This is a genomic window from Streptomyces sp. NPDC048297 (assembly GCF_043201585.1).
Taxonomy (GTDB): Bacteria; Actinomycetota; Actinomycetes; order Streptomycetales; family Streptomycetaceae; genus Streptomyces.
In genome coordinates this window covers 56,308-71,919 of record NZ_JBICZA010000027.1, presented here as the reverse complement: position 1 = coordinate 71,919, position 15,612 = coordinate 56,308, and the positions used below count along the sequence as shown (strand labels likewise).

14 protein-coding genes are annotated in these 15,612 nt (G+C 71.8%); 9 read left to right on the top strand and 5 right to left on the bottom strand.

Features of this window, described 5'->3' with window-relative positions; all coding sequences use genetic code 11:
* Positions 1–33 precede the first annotated feature (33 nt).
* The gene (locus tag ACGFYV_RS26645; RefSeq protein ID WP_393880993.1) at positions 34–1,269 is read left to right on the top strand and encodes a cytochrome P450; all 1,236 of its coding nucleotides are present in this window, start codon (positions 34–36) and stop codon (positions 1,267–1,269) included.
* Positions 1,270–1,283: 14 nt separating this feature from the next.
* Here the strand turns inward: ACGFYV_RS26645 and ACGFYV_RS26640 are convergent, their stop codons facing one another.
* Positions 1,284–3,320, bottom strand: coding sequence for a bifunctional glycosyltransferase 87/phosphatase PAP2 family protein (locus ACGFYV_RS26640; RefSeq protein WP_393880992.1), 2,037 nt, complete (start codon positions 3,318–3,320; stop codon positions 1,284–1,286).
* Between the two features lie 445 nt (positions 3,321–3,765).
* Here ACGFYV_RS26640 and proP point away from each other — a divergent pair, with 445 nt between their 5' ends.
* The 3 genes from proP to ACGFYV_RS26625 all read left to right on the top strand — a co-directional run bounded on the left by proP (position 3,766) and on the right by ACGFYV_RS26625 (position 7,102).
* On the top strand, positions 3,766–5,112 hold the full coding sequence (gene proP / locus ACGFYV_RS26635; protein ID WP_393881038.1) for a glycine betaine/L-proline transporter ProP: 1,347 nt from the start codon (positions 3,766–3,768) through the stop codon (positions 5,110–5,112).
* Between the two features lie 140 nt (positions 5,113–5,252).
* Positions 5,253–6,359 carry a DUF2330 domain-containing protein gene (locus tag ACGFYV_RS26630; RefSeq protein ID WP_393880991.1) on the top strand — a complete coding sequence of 369 codons (1,107 nt, stop codon included), beginning with the start codon at positions 5,253–5,255 and terminating at the stop codon, positions 6,357–6,359.
* 71 nt (positions 6,360–6,430) lie between these two features.
* The gene (locus tag ACGFYV_RS26625) at positions 6,431–7,102 is read left to right on the top strand and encodes an O-methyltransferase (RefSeq protein WP_393880990.1); all 672 of its coding nucleotides are present in this window, start codon (positions 6,431–6,433) and stop codon (positions 7,100–7,102) included.
* 90 nt (positions 7,103–7,192) lie between these two features.
* On the opposite strand, the gene ACGFYV_RS26620 is transcribed toward ACGFYV_RS26625, so the two are convergent.
* Entirely contained in the window at positions 7,193–7,585 is a 393-nt protein-coding gene (locus tag ACGFYV_RS26620) for a hypothetical protein (RefSeq protein WP_393880989.1), read from the bottom strand.
* Positions 7,586–7,783: 198 nt separating this feature from the next.
* Here ACGFYV_RS26620 and ACGFYV_RS26615 point away from each other — a divergent pair, with 198 nt between their 5' ends.
* On the top strand, positions 7,784–8,164 hold the full coding sequence (locus ACGFYV_RS26615; protein WP_393881037.1) for a DUF1992 domain-containing protein: 381 nt from the start codon (positions 7,784–7,786) through the stop codon (positions 8,162–8,164).
* Between the two features lie 42 nt (positions 8,165–8,206).
* Complete coding sequence (locus ACGFYV_RS26610; RefSeq protein ID WP_393880988.1) at positions 8,207–8,728, top strand: GNAT family N-acetyltransferase; 522 nt, start codon at positions 8,207–8,209, stop codon at positions 8,726–8,728.
* Here the strand turns inward: ACGFYV_RS26610 and ACGFYV_RS26605 are convergent.
* A complete protein-coding gene (locus tag ACGFYV_RS26605) occupies positions 8,721–10,760 on the bottom strand; it encodes a DHA2 family efflux MFS transporter permease subunit (protein WP_393880987.1) in 2,040 nt (679 codons plus the stop codon). The genes ACGFYV_RS26610 and ACGFYV_RS26605 overlap by 8 nt on opposite strands.
* A 164-nt stretch (positions 10,761–10,924) precedes the next feature.
* Between ACGFYV_RS26605 and ACGFYV_RS26600 the strand changes: the two genes are divergently transcribed.
* Positions 10,925–12,133, top strand: coding sequence for a peptidoglycan-binding protein (locus ACGFYV_RS26600; protein WP_393880986.1), 1,209 nt, complete (start codon positions 10,925–10,927; stop codon positions 12,131–12,133).
* Positions 12,134–12,198: 65 nt separating this feature from the next.
* Here ACGFYV_RS26600 and ACGFYV_RS26595 read toward each other — a convergent pair whose 3' ends face one another.
* Positions 12,199–12,855 (bottom strand): HAD-IA family hydrolase, encoded by a 657-nt coding sequence (locus tag ACGFYV_RS26595; protein WP_393880985.1) that lies wholly within the window; start codon positions 12,853–12,855, stop codon positions 12,199–12,201.
* A gap of 304 nt (positions 12,856–13,159) precedes the next feature.
* Positions 13,160–13,741, bottom strand: a complete 582-nt coding sequence (locus ACGFYV_RS26590) for a TMEM165/GDT1 family protein (RefSeq protein WP_393880984.1) — start codon at positions 13,739–13,741, stop codon at positions 13,160–13,162.
* Positions 13,742–14,140: 399 nt separating this feature from the next.
* On the opposite strand from ACGFYV_RS26590, the gene ACGFYV_RS26585 reads away from it, so the two are divergent.
* Entirely contained in the window at positions 14,141–14,785 is a 645-nt protein-coding gene (locus tag ACGFYV_RS26585) for an HNH endonuclease family protein (protein WP_393880983.1), read from the top strand.
* Positions 14,786–15,056: 271 nt separating this feature from the next.
* Positions 15,057–15,548 (top strand): DoxX family protein, encoded by a 492-nt coding sequence (locus ACGFYV_RS26580; RefSeq protein ID WP_393881036.1) that lies wholly within the window; start codon positions 15,057–15,059, stop codon positions 15,546–15,548.
* Positions 15,549–15,612: the final 64 nt, after the last annotated feature.

The following is a 15,612-nucleotide window of genomic DNA, read 5'->3' as shown; positions in this document are numbered from 1 at the left end:
GCAAGGCGTCAGAAGGAACGACGGGAGCCGCCGATGCACTGCCCCGCGCTGCCCGACGGGTTCGACCTCACCGACCCGGACCTGCTCCACAACCGTGTCCCCCTCCCGGAGTTCGCCGAGCTGCGCGGCAGCGAGCCGGTCCGCTGGATCCCGCAGCCGCACGGTCTGGCGGGTTTCGCCGACGACGGCTACTGGGCCGTGACCCGGCACGCGGACGTCAGGTACGTCTCCACGCACCCCGAACTCTTCTCCTCGACCCTGAACACCGCGATCATCCGCTTCAACGAGCACATCGAACGCGACGTGATCGACGCCCAGCGGCTGATCCTGCTGAACATGGACCCTCCCGAGCACACCCGAGTGCGCCAGATCGTGCAACGCGGCTTCACGCCACGCTCGATCCGGGCGCTGGAGGAGCGGCTGCGCGAGCGTGCGCGGTCGATCGTCGCGGGCGCCCGCGCCCGCCGCGGCCCCTTCGACTTCGTCACCGAGGTCGCCTGTGAACTGCCCCTGCAGGCCATAGCCGAGCTGATCGGCGTCCCGCAGGAGGACCGTTCCAAGATCTTCGACTGGTCCAACCGCATGATCGCGTACGACGATCCCGAGTACGCCATCACCGAGGAGGTCGGGGCGCAGTCGGCCGCCGAGATCATCGCCTACGCGATGAACATGGCCGCCGAGCGCGGGCGGTGCCCGGCCCACGACATCGTGACGACGCTGGTGGCGGCGGAGGACGAGGGCAACCTGAACTCCGACGAGTTCGGCTTCTTCGTGCTGATGCTGGCGGTGGCCGGCAACGAGACCACCCGCAACGCGATCACCCACGGCATGCACGCGTTCCTGACCCACCCCGACCAGTGGGACCTGTTCGTCCGGGAGCGCCCCGCGACCACCGCCGAGGAGATCGTGCGCTGGGCGACCCCGGTCAACTCCTTCCAGCGCACGGCCACCGAGGACACCGAACTGGGCGGAGCGCACATCCGCAAGGGCGACCGGGTGGGCCTCTTCTACGCCTCGGCCAACCACGACCCCGAGGTCTTCGCCGACCCCGACGCCTTCGACATCACCCGCGACCCCAACCCCCATCTGGGATTCGGCGGGGGCGGCCCGCACTTCTGTCTCGGCAAGTCCCTCGCGGTCCTGGAGATCGAGCTGATCTTCACCGCGCTCGCCGACGCCATGCCGGGCCTGCGACTGGCCGGCACCCCACGCCGGCTGCGCTCGTCCTGGATCAACGGCATCAAGGAACTCCAGGTCACCACGGACTGACCCCCCGCCCCGGCTCAGGCCGTGTTCTTCGCCGGCTCCCGCGTCTCCTGGTTCGCGGCCACCGCGGCAGCCGTTGTCCGCGCCCGCGGACCCTGGAAGACGTACGACAGTCCGAACCCCGCCGCGACGACCACCGCGCCGCCGGCCGCGTCCAGGACCCAGTGGTTGCCGGTGGCGACGATGGCGGAGACGGTGAAGAGCGGGTGCAGGAGGCCGAGGGCCTTCATCCACCACTTCGGGGCGATGACGGCGATGACGACGCCGCACCACAGGGACCAGCCGAAGTGCAGGGACGGCATCGCCGCGTACTGGTTGGTGAGCGCGGTCAGGGCGCCGTAGTCCGGCTGGGAGAAGTCCTGGACGCCGTGGACGGTGTCGATGATGCCGAGCGCGGGCATCAGGCGCGGCGGGGCCAGCGGGAAGAGCCAGAAGCCGATCAGGGCGAGGAAGGTGGCGAAGCCGAGGGAGGCGCGGGCCCAGCGGTAGTCGACGGGGCGGCGCCAGTAGAGGACGCCGAGGACGGCCAGCGGGACGACGAAGTGGAAGGACTCGTAGTAGAAGTCGAAGAAGTCCCGCAGGAAACCGGTCCTCACGACGGCGTGGTTGACCCAGTGCTCGATGTCGATGTGCAGGAACCGCTCGATGTCCAGCACGATGTGCCCGTGGTGCTCGGCGCGCGCCCGGCCCGCGGAGACGCTGCCGCCGGTCGCGGCGAGCCGGACCTGCTGGTAGGCGGCGTACACGACCCGGATGAGCAGCAGTTCCAGCAGGAGGTTGGGGCGGGTGAGCACCCGGCGCAGGAACGGCAGCAGCGGGACGTGCCGGAAGCGGGCCGGCACCGGCGGTGCGTACCGCGCGGGGACCGGCCTCCGGTACGACGGCGCGGTGCGGGACAGGAACGGTACGGCGGTGGCGGCGGCCAGGGCGGCGAGCAGCACGAGGTCGTCCCGCAGCGGGTACATCACCGGCATGTTCGGCAGCATCATCTTCGCCGGGAGGGTGGTGACGAGGACGACGGCGACCGGCCAGACCAGGCGGTCCGACGCACGCGTGCCGACCCGGCCGACCACCGCGAGCAGCACCCACAGCAGCTGGTGCTGCCAGGTGGTCGGGGAGACGGCGACGGCGGCGCAGCCGATGACGGCGACGGCGAGCAGCAGCTGGCCGTCATGGGCGTAGCGGACGGCGCGGCGCAGGGCGAGGGCCGCGACGGCGGCGCCGAGGAGCAGGAAGAGGGCGATCTCCAGCGGGCCGGTGACGTCGAGGCGCAGGAGGGCGCCGTGCAGGGACTGGTTGCCGAGGGCGTCCGCCTGGCCGCCGAGGCCGGCGCCGCCCATGTGGTGCACCCAGTAGGTGTACGAGTCGTGCGGCATCGCGGCCCAGGCGAGCGCGGTGCAGGCGGCGAAGGTGCCGGCCGCGGACAGCGCGGCCCTGCGGCGGCCGGCGAACCACAGCAGCGGGGCGAAGAGCAGCACGGTCGGCTGGAGGGCGGCGGCCACGCCTATGCACAGGCCGGCGGCGCGTTCGCCGCGCACGGTGAAGCAGCCGACGAGGACGAGCAGCACCGGGATGATGCTGGTCTGGCCGAGCCACAGGGTGTTGCGGACCGGCAGCGAGAGCATCAGCAGGCTGATCGCGACCGGTGCCGCCAGCAGTGAGGTGCGGCGGCTGACCGGCTGGGGCAGCGCGCGGGCGGCGACCAGGCCGAGGGCGACGACCAGCAGCAGGGTGCCGAAGGTCCAGCCCCAGCCGAGGGCCTGCTCGGCGGATCTGGTGAGGGGTTTGAGGACCAGGCCGGCGAAGGGTGTGCCGGTGAACAGGGGCGAGTCGTACAGCGAGCCCTTCACATGCAGGACGCCTTCGGGGCCGACCCAGGTCTCCAGGTCGGTGAGGCGTTCGCCGCTCGGGGTGGTGAGGACGACGGTCAGCTGCCGTACCGCGAGGATCGTCGCCACCGCCCACAGGGCGAGCCGGGCCGCACGCATGCGGGCTCCCGTCCCGGCCCCCGCGAAGGCATCCGTCGTTCGCCCGCTGTGCTCCACGTTCGCCACGCCTCGCCGGCCTCCCGCCCCGTTCGCCCCCGGACGCCGCACGCGCCCGGTTTTCCCCTGCGCTCCCCCTGAAGGCTCGCAGACCCCCTTGAAGGGGACGCGGGCAACCCCCGCTTCACCTGACAGCCCTCTGTCGTTTGTCCGGAAGACGATAGTCGGAGGGGGGTGAGGTCGACCGGTCGCGGGGCGAGAAGCATCACAGCGAGGGGGTGGTTTCCGGCCCCGGAGGCGGGCAGACGTCCCTGCGTACACCGCGTTTAGCTGCACTGTGCATCGATTCCCGTACAGGGCGTGAGCGGTGGAAACACACCTATGGTCATTTTTCGGCCGGATGTACGGCAGCGTCGTCGCCTGTACGGCAGCGTCGTCGTCCGAGCCCGTCCCTGTCCCCGTCGAGAGGTAGGCGAGCCCCGTTTTGGCGACCGCCGCTGCTGTCACCCCGCATCTGAAGTCCCCGCGGGCCGTCCGGGCCCCTGCCGGGGCCACCGTCACCGACCCCGCTCTCGTCCGGCGCGCCGTGAAGGCGGCAGCGCTGGGCAACGCGATGGAGTGGTTCGACTTCGGCGTCTACAGCTACATCGCGGTCACGCTGGGCAAGGTCTTCTTCCCGTCCGGCAACCCGACCGCGCAGTTGCTCTCGACGTTCGGGGCGTTCGCCGCCGCGTTCCTGGTCCGCCCGCTCGGCGGCATGGTCTTCGGTCCGCTGGGCGACCGCGTGGGCCGGCAGAAGGTGCTCGCCGTCACCATGATCATGATGGCGGCGGGCACGTTCGCGATCGGTCTGATCCCGTCGTACGCGACGATCGGTGTGGGCGCGCCGCTGCTCCTGCTGGCCGCCCGGCTGGTGCAGGGTTTCTCCACCGGTGGCGAGTACGCGGGCGCGTCGACCTTCATCGCCGAGTACGCCCCGGACAAGAGGCGCGGCTTCTTCGGCAGCTGGCTGGAGTTCGGCACGCTGGCCGGCTACATCGGCGGCGCGGGCCTGGTCACGCTGATGACCGCTCTGCTGTCCACGGACGACCTGCTCTCCTGGGGCTGGCGGATCCCGTTCCTGATCGCGGGCCCGATGGGCATCATCGGCCTCTACCTGCGGATGCGCCTGGAGGAGACCCCGGCGTTCGCCGCCGAGGTCGAGAAGGCGGAGGCGAACCGGCCGAAGGTGCCGCTGCGCGAGATGGTCGCGGGGCAGTGGAAGGCGCTGCTGCTGTGCATGGCGCTGGTCCTGGTCTTCAACGTCACCGACTACATGCTGCTGTCGTACATGCCGAGCTATCTGACCAGTGAGCTGAAGTACGACGAGACGCACGGGCTGCTGGTCGTGCTGGGTGTGATGGCCCTGATGATGATCGTCCAGCCGTTCGCCGGCGCGCTGACCGACCGGGTCGGCCGGCGCCCGGTGATCGCCGCGGGCTGTGCGGGCTTCCTGTTCCTGTCGATTCCGGCCGTGCTGCTGATCCGCCAGGGCAGCCTGGTCGCCGTCGCGCTGGGCATGGGTGCGCTGGGGCTGCTGCTGGTCTGCTTCACGGCGGCCATGCCGGCCGCGCTGCCCGCCCTCTTCCCGACCCGGGTGCGTTACGGCTCCCTGTCCATCGGGTTCAACGTGTCCGTGTCCCTGTTCGGCGGGACGACGCCGCTGGTGGTGACCGCGCTGATCGGGGCGACCGGGAACATGATGATGCCCGCGTACTACATGATGGCCGCGGCTGTCGTGGGCGGGTTCGCGGTGTGGCGGATGTCGGAGTCGGCGGGGCGGCCACTGCCGGGGTCCGCCCCGGCGGTGGAAAGCCACTGAGGTCGCTCGCCGCCGCCGTCCCCGCTCGGCTGGTCAGCTATTCGGCTGCTCAGCCCAGGCCACGCCAGGCCCGGCCCAGCCCACGCCGGGCCGGGCGAGGCCGCAGGAACCGTTGATCACCGGGTATCGTCTGTAGCCCCGTGAAACGTGCTCGGATACTCGCGCTGGTCCTCTCCCTGTTCGGCGTTCAGCTCGGCTGGTTCATCGCGCCCGCCTATGCCTGCGGGTGCGGGGCGATGGTGCCGCAGGCGTCGCAGCGGATCGCGGTGGCGAGCGAGCAGTCCGTGGTGCGGTGGGACGGGCGCACGGAGCAGATCGTGATGCGGCTGACCGTCACCGGTGACGCCGAGGACGCCGCCTGGATCATGCCGGTCCCGCACCGGGCGACGGTCCGCCTCGGTGATCCGGCCCTCTTCGACCAGCTGGGCAAGGCCATCGCCCCGGTGCACCGCACCCGCCACTACTTCTGGCCGCAGAACGGCGACTGGCCCTTCGACAGCTCCGACAGCTCCGACACCGCCGCCGGCGCCCCGGCCGGCGCCGGGTCCGGCGTCGGCGTGGTCGACCGGCAGCGGCTCGGTCCGTTCGACGTGGCGCGGCTGACCGCCACCGACCCGGCCGCCCTGGACGGCTGGCTGCGCGAGCACGGCTTCGCCTTCCCGCCCCGACTGCGCGGCGCGCTCCAGCCGTACGTCGACCGGCACTGGGAGTACGTCGCCGTACGGCTCGCCCCGCAGGCCGCGCACACCCCGCTGCATGGCGCCCTCGACCCGCTGCACCTCACCTTCGCGGGCGACCGCCCCGTCTACCCCATGCGGCTGTCCCGGCTCGCCTCCCTGCCGCAGTCCCTCGGCCTGTACGTGCTCGCCGCGCACCGCATGGAACCGCGCACGGCGATCGGCGGCTCCGCACCCCAGGTGCTGTACGCGGGCCGCCTCGCCAAACCGTCCGGCGCGCTCGGCGAGCTGGCCGGCGGGACGCCCTACCTGACGGCGCTGACCCAGTCGTTCCCGTATCCCGACCGGATCTCCGGTGACCACGAGCTGCGCCGCGCGGCCACCGACACTCCGGTCCAGCAGGTGATCTACGACGACGAGCTGCTCAAGGTCGCGGGGATACCGGCGTGGCTGCTGACCGCGGGTGTCGTGCTGTTCCTGAACGGATGCGTCGCGCTGGTCGTCGTACGCCGCTCCCGCCGGTCCGGGACTTCGGCTCCGCAGATCACGCCGTCCGCGCCGCTCGGCTGAGACGATCCAGGGGAAGCGCCAAGGTCTCGGGCGAAGACTCGAGAAGGACACTCGGGAAAGGCAGCAGACGCATGAGCGGGTCGCAGCTCTGGGACGACGTCGACTTCTACTTCTCCAGCCACCTCGCACCGGACGACGAGGCACTCCAGGCCGCCCTGCGCGACGGCGAGGCGGCCGGGCTGCCGCACATCAGCGTCACGGCCGCCCAGGGGAAGTTCCTCCGGCTGCTCGCCGAGATCCAGGGGGCCCGGAACATCCTGGAGATCGGCACGCTCGCCGGCTACAGCACGATCTGGATGGCCCGCGCCCTCCCCGCCGACGGCAGGATGATCTCCCTGGAGTACGACCCCAAGCACGCCGAGGTCGCCACCCGCAACATCGCGCGGGCCGGCCTCGACCCGATCGTGGAGGTCCGGGTGGGCGCGGCCCTGGATTCGCTGCCCCAGCTCGCCGACGAGAACCCCGCCCCCTTCGACCTGGTCTTCATCGACGCGGACAAGGCCAACAACGCCCACTACGTGGAGTGGGCGCTCCGGCTGACCCGCACGGGCAGCGTGATCGTCGTGGACAACGTGGTCCGCGGCGGCCGGGTCGCCGACTCCGCGAGCACCGACCCGGACGTCCTCGGCACCCGTGCCGCGATCGAGCTGATCGCCTCCCACCCACGCCTGAGCGGCACCGCCATGCAGACCGTGGGCAGCAAGGGCTACGACGGCTTCGCGATCGCGCGGGTCCTGGCGTAGGCACGTGCGCATGGGCACGTGCGCATGGGCCCGTACGCACGAGCCCGATCACGTAGGCCTGCTCACGTAGGCCCGATCACGTAGGCCTGCTCACACCTCGTGGTAGAAGCCCACGTTGACGCTGCGCGGCGCGCTGCGGTCCTGGATGACGATCTCGCCGGAGCCGCCGCGCGGCAGCGTCACGGTGGCGCCGTACGCGAGGGGCTGGACGTGCTCGCCGACCCTCAGCCGTACCTCGGAGGACGGCTCGGCCTGTGAGCCGCGCAGCCAGGACAGCTGCCAGCCGCCGTCGGGGCCGCACCCGAACTCCAGGTGGACCCGGGAGACGAACAGCCAGTCGTCGGGCGTGACCAGCGGACACATGGACCTGTCCCGGCCCACCCGCAGCACGGCGCCCGGCAGACTGGGCGCCTCGGCCATCGACATGCCTGCCGTGGCGCCCGCGTCCTCGCCGGAGACGGTGGCCATGGTGAGTTCGAGCACGTGCGTTCCCCCTGAAACGTCCCTGCGCGGAGCCGGTTCGCCGTCGCCGCCGCTTGCCTAGCCGCATGATAAAACGCCCGGCGGGACCGCGTCCGGCACAATGGGTTCATGACCGAGCGAAAGCCACCGGGTGTGCCGTTCGAGGTGGGGGTCCCCCCGCTCGAACGTAGTTGAGAGTGGGGGAGGGCCGACCACCAGATCCGCGCGGCGCAGCGCCGAGGTGCCTTCGACCGGCTGCCCGGCGCGGGCGAACCGCTGCCGGCCGGCCTCGATGCCGACTACGACGAACTGTGGTGGGTCAAGCGGAAGATGGCCCGCGAGGGTCTTGCCGCGCTGCCTCCGTCGCTGGCCCTGCGCAAGGAGGCCGAGGACGCGCTCGCGGCGGCCTACGCCGCGCCCTCCGAGCGGCTCGTCCGGAAGATCATCACCGAGGTCAACGTGAAGATCCGCGACATGATGTTCAAGCCCCCGCCCGGTCCGCCGCTGGGCAAGAAGCCGTACGACGTCGAGGAGGTCGTACGCGAGTGGCACCGGCGCAGGGCCGAGGGCGCGGGGGACGCTCCCGAAGCGGGGGCGTGAGGCGCATATTCGGTTGCGGAGGGTGCGCGGCGCAGGCCGACAATGGCCGGCATGACGTGGACGATCGCCCCGGAACCGTACGACTCCCCCGTCGCCGCCGCGCTCTGGCGGGCGTACTACACGGAGGTCAGCGACCGCTGGTACCTGCTCCACGAAGGGCACCGCACCGACCCGGACGAGCTGGAACGCGAGATCGCGGCCGTCACCGGATCCGAACTCGCGCCGCCCACCGGGCAGTTGCTGATCGGGCGGTACGGGGGTGAGCCGGCCGGTTCGGCGGGAGTGCGGCTGCTGGACGCGGACACGGCCGAGCTGACCCGGGTGTTCGTCCACGAGAGCATGCGCGGCACGGGCGGCTCCGCGCTGCTCGTCGGCGCCGCCGAGGAGGCCGCCCGCGCCCTGGGCGCCGGGCAGTTGATCCTCGACACCCGCGACGACCTGGTCGAGGCCCGCGCCCTGTACGCCCGCCTCGGCTACCGGGAGACCGCGCCCCACAACGACCAGCAGTACGCCGACCACTGGTTCCGCAAGGACCTTCCGGCGACCGGGGCGATCGTCAACTGAGCCCGGTCACCGTCCCGTCGCGCGGGCGCTCGCGTTCCGAGCCGCACAGTTCGCCGGTGAGTTCCCGCACCAGCCGGTCGAGTTCGGGCGAACGGCCCGGCTGCCACCAGTCGCCGAGCAGTTGGGCCAGGGAGTCCTCGCGGGCCCGCGCGAGCCGTTCGGCGACCTCGCGGCCGTACGGGGTGAGGCTCAGGTCCAGGCCCAGGCGTTCGGCCAGCCGCCGTTCCTCCAGCTGGCGTTCGGCCTCAAGGACGACCTGGAGCGGGACGTCGGCGCGCTCGGCGAGCACGCACGGCTCCACCGAGCCGTACTTCCGGATGCGCAGCAGCATCCAGCTCGCGGCGGGCAGCAGATCGTACCCGGCCCGCTCGGTGATCTTCCGGTAGACCTCCCGGCGCCCCTCCCGGGTGCCGAGCACGGACAGGGCGCGGCAGCACTCGTCGTAGGAGGAGCGTTCGACGGGGTTGGGCGGGATGGTCTGGGACACGTCGGGCGCGGTGACCGAGCCGCGCAGCGGGTCCTCCTTCAGGAACCACGCCAGCGCGAAGCCGAGCAGGGCGACCGGGGCGGCGTACAGGAAGACGTCGGTGATGGAGGACGCGAAGGCGTGCAGGGCGGCCGGACGCAGGCCGGGCGGCAGGGCGCCGAGGCTGCGCGGGTCGGCCTTGACGGCGTCCGCCGAGACGCCGGGCGGCAGACGCACGCCCCGGAAGGCGTCGGTGAGCCTGTCGCCGAGCCGGCTGGAGAAGACGGTGCCGAAGACGGCGACGCCGAAGGAGGCGCCGATGGACCGGAAAAAGGTGGCGCCGGAGGTGGCGACGCCCAGGTCCTCGTACGACACCGCGTTCTGCACGATGAGGATCAGGACCTGCATGACCAGGCCGAGGCCGAAGCCCAGCACGAAGAAGTAGACGCTCATCTCGGCGGTCGAGCTGAACTCGTCGAGCCGGTGCAGCAGGAGCAGGCCGATGGTGGTGACGGCGGTGCCCGCGATCGGGAACACCTTCCAGCGGCCGGTGCGGCTGACGATCTGCCCGGAGACGGTCGAGGTCAGCAGCAGCCCGAACACCATCGGCAGCATGTGCACACCGGACAGCGTCGGCGATATGCCATGCACGACCTGGAGGAAGGTCGGCAGATAGGTCATCGCGCCGAACATCGCGAAGCCGATGATGAAGCTGATGACGGCGGCGAGCGTGAAGGTGCGGATGCCGAACAGCCCCAGCGGCAGCACCGGTTCGGCGGCCCGCCGCTCCACCGCGACGAACGCCACGACGAGCACGGCGCCCAGGACGACGAGCCCGACAATCTGCGCGGACCCCCAGGCCCAGGTCGTACCGCCGAGCGAGGCGACCAGCACCAGGCAGGTGGCGACCGAGGCGATGAGGAGGGTGCCGAGGTAGTCGATGACGTGGTGGGCGCTGCCGCGCGGGATGCGCAGGGCGACCGCGATGGCGACGAGCGCGACAACGCCGACGGGCAGGTTGACGTAGAACACCCACCGCCAGCTCAGATGCTCGGTGAGCACGCCGCCGAGCAGCGGACCGAGCACGCTCGTCGTGCCGAACACGGCGCCGAACAGACCCTGGTAGCGCCCCCGGTCACGCGGTGGCACGAGGTCGCCGACGATCGCCATCGACAGCACGATCAGACCGCCGCCACCCAGCCCCTGCAACGCCCGGAAGGCGATCAGCTGGCCCATGTCCTGTGCCATGCCGCACAGCGCGGACCCGATCAGGAAGATGACGATCGCGGCCTGGAACAGCCGCTTGCGGCCGTACTGGTCACCGAGTTTGCCCCACAGCGGGGTCGCGGCGGTGGAGGCCAGCAGATAGGCGGTGACCACCCAGGACAGGTGCTCGAGACCGCCGAGGTCGCTGACGATCGTGGGCAGTGCCGTCGCCACGATGGTCTGGTCGAGCGCGGCCAGCAGCAGCCCCAGCAGAAGTGCGCCGATCGGGACGAGGACACTGCCGGGAACCTGCTCGGCGTCCTTCGCGCCCTTCGCCGTGCCGTGCGTGTCCAGCGTCATGGAGACCTCCCGGGACCGGAGTGCGCTCCCCTCCATGGTCGGCGGTGACACGGTTCACGGCCTGTCGAGCGCCGTTCATGGCCGGTTCCGCGCGTGTCCCGCCTCGGCCTGTGTGAAGGCCGTCTGCATAAACTCGGGATTTCCCGAGGGGAGGGGACGAGCACGTGACGGAACCGAAGGGCCACCCGAAGGGCCACACCTGCCCGGAGTGCGGGACACCCAGGGGGCCGGACAACACCCCGTCGTGCGACTGCACTCAGCGCGCGTCGGACGCCCTGCGCGACGCGCGCACGGCTCAGGCAGCCGCGGCGGAGGACTTCGATCCGCTGCGCATACGTCCGTACATCGCGGTCATGGAGGCGGACGGCATCGCCGTCCCGGAGGCGGACGGCATCGCCGTCCCGGAGGCGGACGGCATCGCCGTCCCGGAGGCGGACGGCATCGCCGTCCCGGAGGCGGACGGTATCGCCGTCACGGAGACGGGCGGTGTCGGGGTCCCGGGGACGGACGGTGTCGGGGTCCCGGGGACGGACCCGGCCGGCGCGATCGCGGCGGAGGGCGGGATCCGGCCGGCGCCGGGCGCCGATGACACCCTGCCTGTGCCTGTGCCTGTGCCTGTGCCTGTGCCTATGCCTGTGCCTGTGCCTATGCCTGTGCCTATGCCGGTGCCTGCGGCGCCTGGCACGGACACCGGTGCCGTCGGGGGGCTGTCGGCGGCTGTTGCCCATGAGGTGCTGCCGACGGCAGCGCGTGATGGGGTGCCGCCGGAGGAATTTCCGCGCCGGTCCCGCCGCGCGGTCGTCCTGTCCGTCGCGGGTACGGCGGTCGCGGTCGTGGTGGCGGCCGGGTTCGTGAGCGGGATGCTCGCGTATCACGCGCCGTCGCGGGACCGGGCGGCCGAGGAGGTCAGGCAGAGCGTTCCGGACGTGACGACACCGGACGCCTCGTCGGCGCCCGTGGCGGCCGGGCCGACGACCGGTACGGCGTCCTCCTCCGCCCTCCCCTCGGCGCCCGCCACGAGCGCCTCCTCCCCCGCCTCCTCCTCGCCCACCGCCCCGGCGTCCACGGCGTCCGCCGCCCCGTCCCGCTCCGCCTCGCCGCCCCCGTCGACGGCGACCGCCGCCACCCCGGACTCGGCGCCCGCGCAGGGCCCGGTGCTCCGCCACGGCGACCAGGGTCCGGACGTCGTCGAACTCCAGCTCCGGCTCCGGCAGTTGAACCTCTACATGAACCCGGCGAACGGCGTCTTCAACAGCCCCGTCGAGTACGCCGTCCGCACCTACCAGCGGGCCCGCGGCATTCGCGACGACACCCCCGGGGAGTACGGACCGGCGACCCGGGCGAGCCTGGAGGCGGAGACCGAGGAGCCGTAGAACGCGACGCGGCCTCTGCCTGAGGGCGACCTCAGCCGGAGGGAGGGCTCAGCCGGAGGGAGGGCTCAGCCGATGTGCAGCCGGATCGTGCCGTCCGTCAGGGGCTCGACCCGTACGTGGGTGAGGTCGGGCACAACCGCGTCGGGGTCGTGCACGGCGGCCCGGGGACCGACGCCCACGACCCGCATCCCGGCGGCCCGTCCCGCGGCGATCCCGGCGCCCGAGTCCTCGAAGACCACGCAGTCGGCCGGGTCGACGCCCAGTTCGGCGGAGGCCTTCAGGAACCCCTCGGGGTCGGGCTTGCTCGCGCCGACCGACTCGGCGGTGACGCGCACCTCGGGCAGCGGCAGGCCGGCGGCGGCCATGCGGACGGTGGACAGGGCGACGTCGGCGGAGGTCACCAGGGCGTGCGGCAGGCCGTCCAGGGAGGCGAGGAAGGCGGCGGCGCCGGGGATCTCGATCACGCCGTCCGTGTCGGCGGTCTCCGCCGCGAGCATGCGCGCGTTGTCGGCGAGGTTCTGCTCCACGGGCCGGCCGGGCAGCAGGACGGCCATCGAGGCGTGCCCCTGACGGCCGTGGACGACCTTCATCACCTCGTCGCCGTCCAGCCCGTGCCGCTCGGCCCACTCCCGCCAGATGCGCTCGACCACGGCGTCCGAGTTGACGAGGGTGCCGTCCATGTCGAGCAGGAGGGCGCGGGCGGTGAGGACGGTGGCCGGCATCGGCAACTCCAGGAGAACAGGGGCCTCGGGGTACGGAAGAGGAGGCGCGGAGGAACCAAGGCGGCCCCGCTCGCCGGTCAGGGAGAACGAGCGGGAGCCACTTTGTTCCTTCACGGTACAAAACGGCGCCGCATCCCGCCACCGCCTCCGGCGAGGGTTCACCGTCCGTTCAGCTCGGACCGACCCGGGCAGGACGGGACCGAGCCGGACAGGGCGGGACGGGACCGGGCCCGGCCGGGGCCTGACCGGGGCCTGACCGGGGCCCGGCCGGGCGGCTCAGGCACGACCGCCTCGCCTCGCCGGCTCAGGCCGCGACCGCCTCGTACAGGCTCCACGCACCGAGAACCAGCATCAGGACCGCCGCGATCTGCGTGATCAGCCGCAGCGGCACCCGCTTCATCAGGGCCTTCCCACCGACGATGCCCAGTCCGGCCACCGCCCACAGGCCCAGGACCGCGCCCAGACCGACGGAGATCGGATCGTCGTAGCGGGCGGCGAGGTTCGCGGTCATGATCTGGGTGAGATCGCCGAACTCGGCGACGAGGATGAGCATGAAGCCCGCGCCCGACACCTTCCAGAAGGACTGGTCGGCCGGCTTGCGGACCTCCTCCTCGCCCTCGTCCTTCTTCATCAGCAGCACCGCGGCGCCGCCGAGGAAGAGGACGCCGGTGATCGCGTGCACGATCTGCTGCGGCAGCAGGGTCAGCACGCTGCCGGCGGCGACGGCCAGCACGACGTGCAGCAGGAAGGCGGCGGCGACGCCCGCGAAGACGTACGAGGCGCGGTAGCGGGTGCCGAGCACGAGACCGGCGAGCGCGGTCTTGTCCGGCAGTTCGGCGAGGAAGATGACGCCGAAGACGAGCGCCGTCACGGTGATGCTGATCAAGGGTCCTCAATCGGTCGGGGCCGCCCCGCCGAGAGTGCTGAACCTCACATGAGACACCTCGGCACGGCAGCACATTCAGCGCCCGCACCGAGGGGGTGCGGGCATGCACTGCTTGCCGAAGGTCTCGCTGGGCGGTCCTCGCGGAATCCGCCTCCGGGCGCCGGCTCAGGCTGGCTGAGCAGTATGTCGACGGTCCGGCGAAGAGCTACTCCCCTTCTGCGCCACCCATTCTACGCGACGTGAAAGTTCCGTCGTAAACCTTCGCGAACCTCGCCCTGGGGCTTGTCATGTCATGAGCGCGTCACTAACTTCTTGCCGAGCGCTCACCCGACCGCAACGCGGCGTCGCGAGCATTCCCTCGCTCGCGCTCCAAAACCCCCACCCCTCAAGGGAGTTCGCATGCCGAAGTTCTACGCGCGTCGATGGCTGAGCATACTCGCGACCCTCACGGGCCTGATCGCCTCCGCCGCCCTGTTCAACTCCCCGAGCGCCTCCGCCGCCCTCCCCACCCCGGTCAGTGGCGCCACCGCCCGCAGCTACCTCTCCCAGCTCACCGTGGCCACCGAGAACCGCACCGGCTACAGCCGCGACCTGTTCCCGACCTGGATCACCATCTCCGGCACCTGCAACACCCGCGAATGGATCCTCAAGCGGGACGGCTCGAACGTCGTCACCGACTCCGCCTGCGTCGCCACCAGCGGCAGCTGGTACTCCCCGTACGACGGCGCGACCTGGACCGCCGCCTCCGACGTCGACATCGACCACCTCGTCCCGCTCGCCGAGGCCTGGGACTCCGGCGCGAGCAAGTGGACCACCGCCCAGCGGCAGGCCTTCGCCAACGACGTCACCCGCCCGCAGCTCCTCGCGGTCACCGACAACGTCAACCAGGCCAAGGGCGACCAGGACCCGGCGACCTGGATGCCCTCGCGCACGGCGTACCGCTGCACGTACGTCCGCGCCTGGGTGCAGGTGAAGTACTACTACAACCTCTCCGTCGACTCGGCGGAGAAGAGCGCACTGCAGAGCGACCTGGCGGGCTGCTGACGCAGGCCTTCTCCGACACGGCCCCACCGACGGCTCGCCCACGGCCTCTCCGGCCGGGGCGGGCCGTCACCGCGTTCCGGCCCCGAGCCCCGATCCCCTGACCCCGAGCCCCTGACCCCGAGCCCCCGACCCTCGTGCTCGACCGGGCGGTCGATGGCTGAATGTTGAACTTGCAAGTATGAGTTAGGTACACCTAACCTTACCTCTTGATCGGCAACCGGCACCCGGCACCCCACATCCGCCGGCCCGACCGCCATACAAGAGGAGACGACTGTCCGCACGCCTCGATTCCGCTCAGCCCTACGTCGTCGGGATCTTCCGCATCGTCGTCGGCCTGCTGTTCGCCGTACACGGCGCGGCCTCGCTCTTCGGTGTCCTCGGCGGCGCCGCGGGCACGGGCGGCGCAGCCGTGGAGACCGGCGCCTGGCCCGGCTGGTACGCGGCCGTGATCCAGCTGGTCGCCGGCGGACTCGTCCTGCTCGGCCTCGGCACCCGCGCCGCCGCGCTGGTCGCCTCGGGCTCGATGGCGTACGCGTACTTCGACGTCCACCAGCAGGCCGCCCTGTGGCCCATCCAGAACGGCGGCGAGCTGTCGGCCCTCTTCTGCTGGACCTTCTTCCTGCTGGTCTTCACCGGCTCCGGCGCCCTCGGCCTGGACCGACTCCTCACCCGGCGCACCGTGACGACGCCCGAGCCGGCCACGGAGCAGCCCCCGGAGCAGGCTGCGGAACAGTCCCCGGAGCAGACCCCGATGGCCGCCTGACCGGCGGTCGGACCGCACACACCGCACCAATCACTCACACCCCTGTCGCATCCCCTGTCACACC

Excerpts from the sequence above, each read along its gene's own strand:
- ACGFYV_RS26645 (WP_393880993.1), top strand. The coding sequence starts at position 34 with ATGCACTGCCCCGCGCTGCCCGACGGGTTCGACCTCACCGACCCGGAC.
- ACGFYV_RS26625 (WP_393880990.1), top strand. The coding sequence starts at position 6,431 with ATGAGCGGGTCGCAGCTCTGGGACGACGTCGACTTCTACTTCTCCAGC.
- ACGFYV_RS26610 (WP_393880988.1), top strand. The coding sequence starts at position 8,207 with ATGGCCGGCATGACGTGGACGATCGCCCCGGAACCGTACGACTCCCCC.
- ACGFYV_RS26605 (WP_393880987.1), bottom strand. The coding sequence starts at position 10,760 with ATGACGCTGGACACGCACGGCACGGCGAAGGGCGCGAAGGACGCCGAG.
- ACGFYV_RS26595 (WP_393880985.1), bottom strand. The coding sequence starts at position 12,855 with ATGCCGGCCACCGTCCTCACCGCCCGCGCCCTCCTGCTCGACATGGAC.
- ACGFYV_RS26585 (WP_393880983.1), top strand. The coding sequence starts at position 14,141 with ATGCCGAAGTTCTACGCGCGTCGATGGCTGAGCATACTCGCGACCCTC.